Source organism: Streptomyces sp. NPDC005202, assembly GCF_040608235.1.
Taxonomy (GTDB): domain Bacteria; phylum Actinomycetota; class Actinomycetes; order Streptomycetales; family Streptomycetaceae; genus Streptomyces.
The window spans coordinates 79584-90338 of record NZ_JBEXHW010000030.1 but is presented as its reverse complement, the minus strand read 5'-3'; the positions used below and the strand labels follow the sequence as shown (position 1 = coordinate 90338).

The 10755-nt window shown below is 72.7% G+C and carries 7 protein-coding genes; 3 read left to right on the top strand and 4 right to left on the bottom strand.

Annotated features, from left to right (window positions below; genetic code table 11):
• Positions 1-399: 399 nt before the first annotated feature.
• Positions 400-951 carry a MarR family transcriptional regulator gene (locus ABZV31_RS30570; protein WP_355900097.1) on the bottom strand — a complete coding sequence of 184 codons (552 nt, stop codon included), beginning with the start codon at positions 949-951 and terminating at the stop codon, positions 400-402.
• Between the two features lie 175 nt (positions 952-1126).
• Here ABZV31_RS30570 and ABZV31_RS30565 point away from each other — a divergent pair, with 175 nt between their 5' ends.
• On the top strand, positions 1127-2389 hold the full coding sequence (locus tag ABZV31_RS30565; protein WP_355900101.1) for an MFS transporter: 1263 nt from the start codon (positions 1127-1129) through the stop codon (positions 2387-2389).
• A gap of 120 nt (positions 2390-2509) precedes the next feature.
• On the opposite strand, the gene ABZV31_RS30560 is transcribed toward ABZV31_RS30565, so the two are convergent.
• The 3 genes from ABZV31_RS30560 to ABZV31_RS30550 all read right to left on the bottom strand — a co-directional run bounded on the left by ABZV31_RS30560 (position 2510) and on the right by ABZV31_RS30550 (position 6829).
• Complete coding sequence (locus ABZV31_RS30560) at positions 2510-3325, bottom strand: methyltransferase domain-containing protein (RefSeq protein ID WP_355900095.1); 816 nt, start codon at positions 3323-3325, stop codon at positions 2510-2512.
• Positions 3326-3494: 169 nt separating this feature from the next.
• Positions 3495-5213, bottom strand: coding sequence for a SpoIIE family protein phosphatase (locus tag ABZV31_RS30555; protein WP_355900093.1), 1719 nt, complete (start codon positions 5211-5213; stop codon positions 3495-3497).
• Positions 5214-5452: 239 nt separating this feature from the next.
• Positions 5453-6829, bottom strand: coding sequence for an NAD(P)/FAD-dependent oxidoreductase (locus ABZV31_RS30550; protein WP_355900092.1), 1377 nt, complete (start codon positions 6827-6829; stop codon positions 5453-5455).
• A 397-nt stretch (positions 6830-7226) separates the two neighbouring features.
• Between ABZV31_RS30550 and ABZV31_RS30545 the strand changes: the two genes are divergently transcribed.
• Both ABZV31_RS30545 and ABZV31_RS30540 read left to right on the top strand, forming a co-directional pair.
• Positions 7227-8006, top strand: coding sequence for a helix-turn-helix domain-containing protein (locus tag ABZV31_RS30545; RefSeq protein WP_355900090.1), 780 nt, complete (start codon positions 7227-7229; stop codon positions 8004-8006).
• Positions 8007-8311: 305 nt separating this feature from the next.
• A complete protein-coding gene (locus tag ABZV31_RS30540) occupies positions 8312-10651 on the top strand; it encodes a sigma-70 family RNA polymerase sigma factor (RefSeq protein WP_355900088.1) in 2340 nt (779 codons plus the stop codon).
• Positions 10652-10755 lie beyond the last annotated feature (104 nt).

The window sequence follows — 10755 nt, the reverse complement described above, 5'->3', positions numbered from 1 at the left end:
GTTCTCAAGGAACGGACGCTTCCTTCGTACTCACCCTCTCGGGCTTTCCTCCGGGCGCTTCCCTTCGGTGTTTCCGACTCTATCAGATCTTTTCTCGACCTGATCCCCAGTCAGCGGGGTTTGTCTTCCCAGCCGTTGGGCCGTTCCGACGTCTCAAACCTTAGCGGATTCTCTCCGCGATTCCCAATCGGGCCCTGACGGAACCGATCAAGATCGCAGAGTCCCATTCGAATTGAATTCGGGCACGCCGAAAACAACCCGGCCGGGAAGATCGTGCTGGTGGTTTGGCGCCGCTTGTGCGGCGGAAGGTGCTGTCGCAGAACCGTTACGGCTCCGCGGCAACCCGACGAACCTTACGGATCCAGGAGGTGGCTGTCAACAACCCGGTGTCAAGATCTTTTAGTCCAGGTCGCTGAGCCGCCCGCCGGCGTCCGGCTGGGCGTGTTCCACCCTGCGCAGCAGCCTGGTCAGTACCTCACCGAGGGCCGTGCGCTCCTCCGGGGACAGGTCCTGAAGCAGGTCCTCCTCGAAGACGGACGCCAGACGCATGGCCGCAAGCCACTTCTCGCGACCCTCGGGCGTCAGCTCCACGATCACGCGGACCCGGTTGGACTCGTCGCGCTCCCGGGTGACCAGCCCCTCCGCGACCATGCGGTCGATGCGGTGGGTCATCGCGGCCGGGGTGAGGCCGAGGCGCTTGGCGAGGTCGCTCGGGCCCATGCGGTAGGGGGCACCGGAGAGGACGAGCGCCTTGAGCACCTCCCACTCGGCGTTGCTGATGCCGAGCGCGGCGGTCTGGCGGCCGTAGGCGACGTTCATCCGGCGATTCAGGCGGGACAGCGCCGAAACGATCTTCTCGACCTGGGGGTCGAGGTCCTGGAACTCGCGCTGGTAGGCGGCGATCTGCTCTTCGAGTGTCGGCTCACTGAGGCTGCCGGGGGTGTCGCCCATGACCGCAGTATGGCACGGGCCTGCTTGGCATTGAAGTCCTTCCAGGTGTATTGTTTAGGTTCGAAATTTATCTTCGAAGTATTCAGTCCTAACTACTGGGGCTTCCCCACTACCTGACCCACCAACTACTCGAGACTCGAGAGAGGTGAACGTGACCAGGGCGATGGGCGCAGCGATGCGCCGGATCCACGTGGGCAACGCACTCAGCGCGTTCGGGCTCGGCTTCACCGTCCCCTACCTGTACGTCTATGTGGCGCAGGTGCGGGGTCTGGGTGCCGTGACGGCGGGAATGGTCCTCACCGTCTTCGCCGTGGCGGCGCTGATCCTGCTGCCGTTCGCCGGCAGGGCGATCGTGCGGCGCGGCCCGCTGCCGGTCCTGCTCGCCGCCCTGGTCACCGCCGCATCGGGCGCCCTGAGCCTGGGGCTCGCGGACGGCGCGGCGACCGTGCTGCTGTCGGCGGCGGCGCTGGGGGCCGGGCAGGCCGTGATGCAGCCGGCCCTGGCGACGATGATCGTGGACTGCTCGACGGCGGACACACGGTCGCGCGCGTTCGCGATGCAGTTCTTCCTGCAGAACCTGGGGCTCGGTGTGGGTGGCCTCATCGGTGGTCATCTCGTCGACACCACCCACGTCTCCTCCTTCACGCTGCTGTTCGCGATCGAGGCGGCGGTGTTCCTGCTGCTGGTCGTGGTGATGTCGACGGTGCGGATGCCGCACTCGCCGCGGATCGAGGACGCGCCGGCGGGGTCGGCGAAGGGCAGTTGGAAGGAACTGCTCGGAAACCGGGCCATGGTGCAGCTGTGCGTGCTGTGCTTCGTGCTGTTCTTCACCTGCTACGGGCAGTTCGAGTCGGGGCTGAGCGCGTACGGCGTGGAGGCGGCCGGGATCTCGACGTCCGCGCTGGGGACGGCGCTGGCCGCGAACGCGATGATGATCGTGGTGGCGCAGTTCGCCGTGCTGAAGTTCGTCGAGCGGCGCCGGCGGTCGCTGGTGATCGCGGCCGTGGGGGTGATCTGGGCCGTGGCGTGGGGCGCGGCCGCGTATGCGGGGCTCGGGCACGGCAGCCAGACGATGGCGACGGCCGCATTCGTGTCGACGTACGCGCTGTTCGGGCTGGGTGAGGCGATGCTGGCGCCGACGGTGGCGCCGCTGGTGGCCGACCTTGCGCCGGCCGGGATGGCGGGGCAGTACAACTCGGCCTACGCCCTGGTGAAGCAGCTCGCGCTGGCGGTCGGGCCGACGGTGGGCGGGCCGATGGGGGCGTCGCTGCATGCGCCGTACGTCGTGACGTTCCTGCTGTTCTCGCTGGGGATCACGGTCCTCGCGCTGCGGCTGGGGCGGCGGCTCACCGCCGCACAGGATCATCCGTGGGCGGCACGGAGCCGGGTGGTCGCTCGGCGCGGGGCGGCCGCGGAGCCGGTGGCTGCGGAGGCGTGAGGCTGCGGAGGCGTGAGGCTGCGTAGTGCGTGAGTTCTCGGTTCGCGGGAGCGTGGGCCCGTGGGCTGGGCGGCCGTCACCTTCGGGTGGCGGCCGCCTCGTCGTGCCGGCTGCTTCCTCTCAGCGGACGGCTGTCGCGAGGGTCGCGGTGAAGGGGAGGGTCGCCGTGCCGTCGGGGGTGGTGCGGTCGGCGAGACGGGCGGCGAGTGCGCGCCCCGCGGCGGTCAGGACGTCCTCGCCGTGGGCGTCGAGGATCTCCTGGCCCCAGGGGAGCACCGAGAGGTGGCCGCGGATGAACTCGGCCAGTGGGGGCAGGGCGATGCCGAAGGTGACCTCGTGGGCCGTCGCGTCGTGGAAGCCGGCGGCGCGGAGGGCGCTGGTGAGGCGGTCGGCGGTGCAGGCGAAGGCGGCGCTGTAGCTCTCGGCGCGCTCCGGGCCGCCGTACTCCCTGATGACCTCGTGCTGGGCGGCGAAGTACGGGGAGAGGGAGAGGTCCGCCCAGACGGTGGCCGCGAAGCGGCCGCCGGAGCGGGTGACGCGGGCGGTTTCCGCCAGGGCCGCGTGGAGGTCGGGGAAGAACTGGGCGCCCTGCTGGCAGACGACCGCGTCGAAGGCGGCGTCGGGGTGGGGGAGGTTGTCGGCGGAGGCCAGGGTGAACTCGATGTCGGGGTACAGGCGGGGGTGGTGGGCCTCGGCGACCCTGAGCATCCCCGCGTTGATGTCGGCGCCGAAGACGCGGCCGGCCGGGCCGACCTGGGCGGCGGCCGCGCGCGCGGCGAAGCCGGTACCGCAGGCGAGGTCGAGGACCGTGGCGCCGGGGTAGAGGTCCACGGCGTCCAGGAGTGCGGTGACGAAGGGCGCCATGACCGGCCCGACGTACCGTTCGTAGCGCTCGGGAGCGCTGCCCTTGAGCTGATATCCGAATGCGTCTGCCATGGGGAGCTAGTAGCACCGCGGGGTGGCTTCGCCCAGCCGCCGCGCTGCCCACCCACCTGCCTGACTCGGTTGGGCGACGTGCACCCCGCCCTGAGGCTCCGCCCCCGGGCCCCGGCGAAGACTCCCTCGCGAGACCCGCACCACCGCCGGGTGCCGGACAAGCCCACGGTCACCGAACCCCCGTCACCCCGGCCCCCCGCGGCAACGCGAACTCGCACCAGACCGCCTTCCCGCCTCCCGGCGTCCTCCGCGACCCCCAGTTGGAGGCGATCGTCGCGACGATGGCGATGCCCCGTCCCGACTCGTCGCCCGGTTCCGCGCGTCGGCGGCGCGGCAGGTGGTCGTCGCCGTCGGTGACTTCGATGATCAGGCGGCGGTCGGTGCGCCGGAGGCGCAGACGCATCGGTGGGGTGCCGTGCTGGAGCGAGTTGGCGACGAGTTCGCTCGCCGCCAGGACGCCCAGGTCGTGCAGGTCCGAGGGGAACCGCCAGCTCGTCAGCACGCCGGAGGCGAAGGCACGCGCGCGTGGGGCCGCTTCCACGCCGCCCAGCAGTTCCAGTGCCGCGTTGCGGAACAGCTCGCCGTCCGGGCCCGTACGGGCGGGGTGCTGGAGGACCAGGACGGCCACGTCGTCGTCGTGGTCCGCCTGCACGCCCGCCGAGCGGACCAGGCGGTCGCAGATCACCTGGGGGGTGCCGGTGGCGCCCGCCAAGGCGCGCTCCAGGGCCGCGATGCCCTCGTCCAGGTCCTCGTCCCGGCGTTCCACCAGGCCGTCCGTGTACAGCACCGCCGTGGAGCCGTGGCCCAGCGGGACCGAGCCGGACGCGTGCATCCAGCCGCCCGTGCCGAGGGGCGGGCCGGTCGGCTCGTCGGCGCGCAGGACCGTGCCGCTCTCGTCGCGGACCAGGATCGGCAGGTGGCCGGCGGAGGCGTACACCAGTCGGCCCTCGTTCGGGTCGTGGACGGCGTACACGCAGGTCGCGATCTGGTTGGCGTCGATCTCCGTGGCGAGGCCGTCGAGCAGCTGCAGGACCTCGTGCGGGGGCAGATCCAGGCGGGCGTAGGCGCGGACCGCCGTGCGGAGTTGACCCATGACTGCCGCCGCCCGCACCCCCCGGCCCATCACGTCGCCGATGACCAGTGCCGTACGGCCGCCGCCGAGCGTGATCACGTCGTACCAGTCGCCGCCGACCGCGGCCTCCGTGCCGCCCGGCTGGTACGTGGCGGCGATGCGCAGGTCGTCGGGCTCCTCCAGCACCTGCGGGAGGAGCGAGCGCTGGAGGGTGACCGCGGTCTCGCGCTGCCGGCGCTCGCTGGCGCGCAGCCGCTCGGCGGCCTCGGCATGGTCGGTGACGTCGGTGGCGAAGACGAGCACACCCGAGCCGCCGCGGCCGTCGCCGCTCGAGCCGCCGCGGCCGTCGACCGCCGGGCCACCGCGGCCCTCGGTTTCGGCGACCGGGGTGCACGTGAACCTGTACGAGCGGCCGTCCGGTGCCCTGCGGGACTTCAGCGTGCGAGGTCTGCCGCTGCGCAGGACCTGGTCGAGGAGCGGGAGCAGCCCCAGTGCGTGCAGCTCGGGGAGGGCCTCGCGAGCGGGTGCGCCGAGCGGGCGCACTCCGAAGGCGGTCGCATAGGCGTCGTTCACGTAGGCGATACGGTGGTCGGGGCCGTGGACCAGGGCGACGAGTGCCGGGACGCGGTCGAGGACCTCGCGCGCGGGGAGTTCGTCAACGGCGGGCACGGGCGCTGCCCCGTCGGTCAGTTGTTCGGCGCGGGCCGCGGGTACGGAGCCTTCTGCCCACCGGTCCGGGGAGGCCGGGTGATCGGTCCGCGCTGCGGCGCGGCGCTGCGTTCCGGGGAGCCGGGCGCTCCAGCGCGTGAAGTTCACGAATCCTTGCCTCGTGTCGTCGTCTCAGGCTGGCTCCGGGCACGGCCGGGGGTCCGGGGCCGCACGGCGGTAGCCGCACATTCTTACCGCCCCAGGGGGTGCAGCACAGCGGGGAAAGCATCGCGGGTGCTCGAGGACGAGCGGCTGCCCGCCCACGGTCGTGGGCCAGTCTGGCAGTGTGGCCGACCGCGCCGACATCCGTCAGACGCCTGCCCCACCGGTGGAGTTCCTCGGTCCGGTCAGGACAACCCGTTCGGGTTGATGTTCGGGTCGAGAGGATGCTTTCCACCGGCCGCGATTTCGAACTCCGCGCGGGGATGTTCCAGTGAACCCAGGGAGACGATCTCCCGTTTGAAGAGCCCCGCCAGCATCCATTCGGCGGCCACGCGGGCCTTGCGGTTGAAGGTGGGCACCCTGCTGAGGTGGTAGGTGCGGTGCATGAACCACGCAGGGTAGCCCTTCAGCTTGCGCCCGTAGATCTGCGCGACGCCCTTGTGCAGTCCGAGGGAGGCGACCGAGCCGGCGTATTTGTGCGCATACGTCTCGAGGGGCTCGCCGCGCAGGGAGTGGGCGATGTTGTCGCCGAGGAGCTTGGCCTGGCGGAGCGCGTGCTGGGCGTTCGGGGCGGTCTCCCTGCCGGGTTCGTCGGCGGTGACGTCGGGGACGGCGGCGGCGTCGCCCGCGGCCCAGGCGTGCTCGACGCCGTCGAGCGTCAGCTGGGCGGTGCACTTCAGGCGGCCGCGCCCGGTGAGCGGCAGGTCGGTGGCGGCGAGGACCGGATGCGGTTTGACGCCGGCGGTCCACACGACCGTACGGGTCGGGAAGCGCTGCCCGTCGCTGAGGACGGCGATGCGGTCCGCGCACGACTCGAGGCGGGTCCGGAGGAGGACCTGGATGTTGCGGCGGCGCAGTTCGGTGACCGTGTAGCGGCCCATCTCCTCTCCGACCTCGGGCAGGATGCGGTCCGAAGCCTCCACGAGGATCCACTTCATGTCCTCGGGCTTGACGTTGTGGTAGTAGCGCGCGGCGTAGCGGGCCATGTCCTCCAGCTCGCCGAGCGCCTCCACCCCGGCGTACCCGCCGCCGACGAAGAGGAAGGTGAGGGCCGCGTCGCGGATCGCGGGATCACGGGTGGAGGAGGCGATGTCCATCTGCTCGATGACGTGGTTGCGCAGGCCGATGGCCTCCTCGACGGTCTTGAAGCCGATGCCGTAGTCGGCGAGACCGGGGATGGGCAGGGTGCGCGAGACCGAGCCGGGGGCGAGGACGAGTTCGTCGTAGGTCATCTTCTCGGCGCCCGCGCCCTCCTCCGTGGCGAGGGTGGTGATCGTCGCGGTGCGGTGGGCGTGGTCGACGGACGTCGCCTCGCCGACGACGATGCGGCACTGGTCGAGAACGCGGCGCAGCGGTACGACGACGTGACGAGGGGAAATCGCACCCGCGGCCGCCTCGGGCAGGAACGGCTGGTACGTCATGTACGGATCGGGCGTGACGACCGTGATCTCGACCTCGCCCCGCCTGAGCTCCTGTTTCATCCTCCGCTGCAGACGCAGGGCCGTGTACATCCCGACGTAGCCGCCGCCGACAACGAGAATGCGCGCACGTTCCTTCACCATCCCATGACGCACCCGGCGCAGGCGTTTGTCCACAGCCCCGGCGATTTGTGTGACGGCGGGCCGGGGCCGCGCGGGGTTGGCCGAATTACCGGAGTGTGGGGCAGGCGCGCAGGTCAGCGGGGGTGAGCCGGGGTGCGGAAGGGGGCGTAATCCGGACGTATACGACCCGTACTCCGATCGGGGGGCGCTCCGTGCGGAACCTGCCCCTTCTGAATTGACCCCCTCTCAACTATGTTCGTCTGTCGACGGGGTGTAGGGGATGTGGTCGAACGAGTCCGCGAGGTCCCACCGGAACTCGGGGGGCGGGCTCGGTCGCGCACGATGCCCGTTTCGCGCACCCCGGATTCAGCGGCGGGGAGAGTCTCCGGGGGGAGACGTCATTACCGGGGGAACACTTATGCACATTCAGGACTCTCATTGGTCTACCGCGTCCGCCGTCGCACCCGGCGGCGGGGCGATGAGCGCGGCGGCGGGCAACGGGCGCGGGGACGAGACCCGGACGGCTCGGACGGCGCCGCTGCGCGTGGACGCACAGCGCAATCTGGAGCACGTGCTGCGGGCGGCGCGCGAGGTCTTCGGCGAGCTGGGGTACGGCGCGCCGATGGAGGACGTGGCGCGGCGCGCGCGGGTCGGTGTCGGCACGGTGTACCGGCGCTTCCCGAGCAAGGACGTCCTGGTGCGGCGGATAGCCGAGGAGGAGACCTCCCGGCTGACCGACCAGGCGCGGGCCGCGCTCAGTCAGGAGGACGAGCCGTGGTCGGCGCTGTCGCGCTTCCTGCGCACGTCGGTGGCCTCCGGTGCCGGGCGGCTGCTGCCGCCGCAGGTGCTGCGGGTCGGGGTCGCGGACGACGGCGCGGGGCCGGCCGAGGCGCGGCTGCCGCAGCAGCGGACGCAGCCGGGCTCGGGGGAACTGCGGCTGGTGCCCGACGAGGGCGCTTCGGTCTCGTCGGGCGCGGCGGGCGACGACGCGGGGGCGGCCGCGCTGCTCGAGGTCGTGGGCCGGCTCGTGGAGCGGGCGCGTGCGGCGGGCGAGTTGCGGCCAGACGTGTCGGTGTCGGACGTGCTGCTGGTCATCGCGACGGCGGCACCCTCGCTGCCGGACGCGGCCCAGCAGGCGGCCGCCTCGGCGCGGCTGCTGGACATCCTGCTGGAGGGCCTGCGGTCGCGGCCCGTGTGAGCCGGAGCGGTTCCGGTGCCGGGTGACTCGACTCGACGGGGTGACGGCCAAGTCGGGTGCTGCGCCACCCGTGCTCCGGCCGGATACCCGGGCAACCGGATACCGAAGCAATTCGGGCAGCCATCCATCGCTCGTCGACACGACGGCCGTTGGGCATTCCCCGTACGAGTGAACGCCAGTACTGCGTCGCGGCAAGTCCCCACGGATGAGTGGACGATCCGTCATGCCGAGTCCTGGCCGACAGCCAATGTGGCACGCTGACCCGGTGATCGGGACGGCTGGGCAGGCGGCGGGGGCTTTCCGCGATGAGCTTTGACGGGCGCGACGAGTCACTCGATGACGGCGAGGCGGACGGCACAGAAGGGCTGCGCTCTCCGCAGGTGCCGAGCCAGGGCGGACCAGCCGACGTCCCGCGCGGCGGCACCCCGGCACAGGGCGGCACCCCGGCACAGGGCGGCGCTCCCGCTCAGGGCGGCGTTCCGGCACAGGGCGGCACCCCGGCACAGGGCGGCGTTCCGGCACAGGGCGGCACCCCGGCACAGGGCGGCGCCCCCGCTCAGGACGGCGTTCCGGCACAGGGCGGCACCCCGGCACAGGGCGGCACCCCGGCACAGGGCGGCACCCCGGCACAGGGCGGCGCCCCCGCTCAGGACGGCACCCCGGCACAGGGCGGCGCCCCCGCTCAGGGCGGCGTTCCGGCACAGGGCGGCACCCCGGCTCAGGGCGGCGCCCCCGCTCAGGGCGGCACCCCGGCACAGGGCGGCACCCCCGCTCAGGGCGGCGTTCCGACACAGGGCGGCACCCCGGCACAGGGCGGCACCCCGGCACAGGGCGGCACCCCGACACAGGGCGGCGTTCCGGCACAGCGCGAGCGGCACGAGGACGGTGTGCTGCCGCCCCCGCTGGAGCTGCCGCCGTCCGACGCCGCGCTGATCGGGCGGATGCGCTCGGGCGACGACACGGCGTACGAGGAGCTGTACCGGCGTCACGCCGACGCCGTGCGCCGGTACGCCCGCACCTGCTGCCGTGACGCCCACACCGCCGAGGACCTCACCGCCGAGGTGTTCGCCCGCATGCTCCAGGCGGTACGCGGCGGCTCCGGCCCCGAGCACGCCGTACGCGCCTACCTGCTCACCACCGTCCGGCGCGTCGCCGCGCGCTGGACGAAGACCGCCAAGCGCGAGCAACTGGTCGACGACTTCGCGGTGTTCGCGGCACAGGCCGCCCGCATGTCCGAGGCGTCCGACGGCGACACACTGGACCTGGGCGCGGACGTGCGGGCGATGCACCAGGCCGAGCAGTCGCTGGCCATCCAGGCCTTCCGCTCGCTGCCCGAGCGGTGGCAGGCCGTGCTGTGGCACACCGAGGTCGAGGACGAGTCGCCGAGCGAGGTCGCCATGCTCTTCGGGCTGGACGCCAACGGCACACGCGTCCTGGCCAGCCGCGCCCGTGAGGGCCTGAAGCAGGCCTATCTCCAGGCCCATGTCAGCGCCGCCCTCGCCCGCGACGAGGAGTGCGCCCGCTACGTCGACCAGCTCGGCACCTACGCCCGCAGGCGACTGCGCACCCGCGCGGAACGAGGGCTGCGCAAGCACCTGGAGGAGTGCGCCAAGTGTCGGCTGGCGGCCAGCCAGATCGAGGAGGTCGCAAGCGGTATCCCCGCCGTCGTACCGGTCGCCGTCATCGGCTGGTTCGGCGCCGCCGGGTACGCCAAGGCGCTCGGCATCATCGCCGGCGGAGCAGGAGCGGCGGGCGCCGCGGGTGCGGCCGCCGTCACCGGGGGCGGCTCCTCCGGCGGGGCGGGCGCGGGTGGTGGCGCGGCGGCCTCCGAGGGGCTGGGTGCGCCGGTGAAGGCCGGTATCGCAGCCGGTGTCGTCGCTGTGGCCGCCACGGCGATCGTCCTCGCGCTGGCCGGCCACGACGGTCCGGCCAGGACACCCGAGGCGGCCCCGCCGCCCCCGTCCGCGCCGGTCGTCAAGTCCCAGCCGCCGACGCCCACGCCGTCGAAGAAGGCGCCCGCCCCGAAGCCGCCCGTGGTCGCCGCCGCGGCTGGCCCCACGCCCACGCCGTCCCCGAAGCCGTCCCCGAAGCTGTCCCCGACAGCCACGCCGAAGCCCACTCCGACGCCCAAGCCGTCTCCCACACCCACCCCGGCACCGCAGCCCACGCCGACCCCGATGACCCCGCCCCCGCCTGCACCCCCGCCCGCTCCGGTCGTCTACCAGTGGAGCGAACTGGACTACAACGTCACCGGCGACGGCACCAGGCCCGAGATGCGGCTCGGCGACAGCGGTTGGGTGTGGCAGCGGTACGGTCTGTCGATCGCCGGGCGACGGTACACGCACGGCGTGACCGTCCACGGCAAGTCCTCCGTCACCATCGACCTCAACCGTGCGTGCTCCGCCTACGACGCACAGGTCGGCGTCGACGACCTCACGGCCGGGCTCGGCAGGGTCTCCTTCTCCGCGTACGCCGACGGCGTCCGGCTGTGGAGCTCCGGAACGGTCGAGAGCGGCGCCCCGGCCGTCCCCGTCCATGTGAACCTCATCGGGCGCAAGGCCGTACGACTGGTGGTCGAGCCGCGCAGCGCCTTCGACGTCCTGGCGCCGGCGGACTGGGCCGAGTCGAAGTTCACCTGCGCGTAGAGATCGCTCGGCGACACGGACTCGGCCCGGCGGGCCGAGGGCCGGACCCCGGGCGCGCTCGGCGGCGCAGCGGTCGACGGGCTGAGGGCCGGACCCCGGGCGCG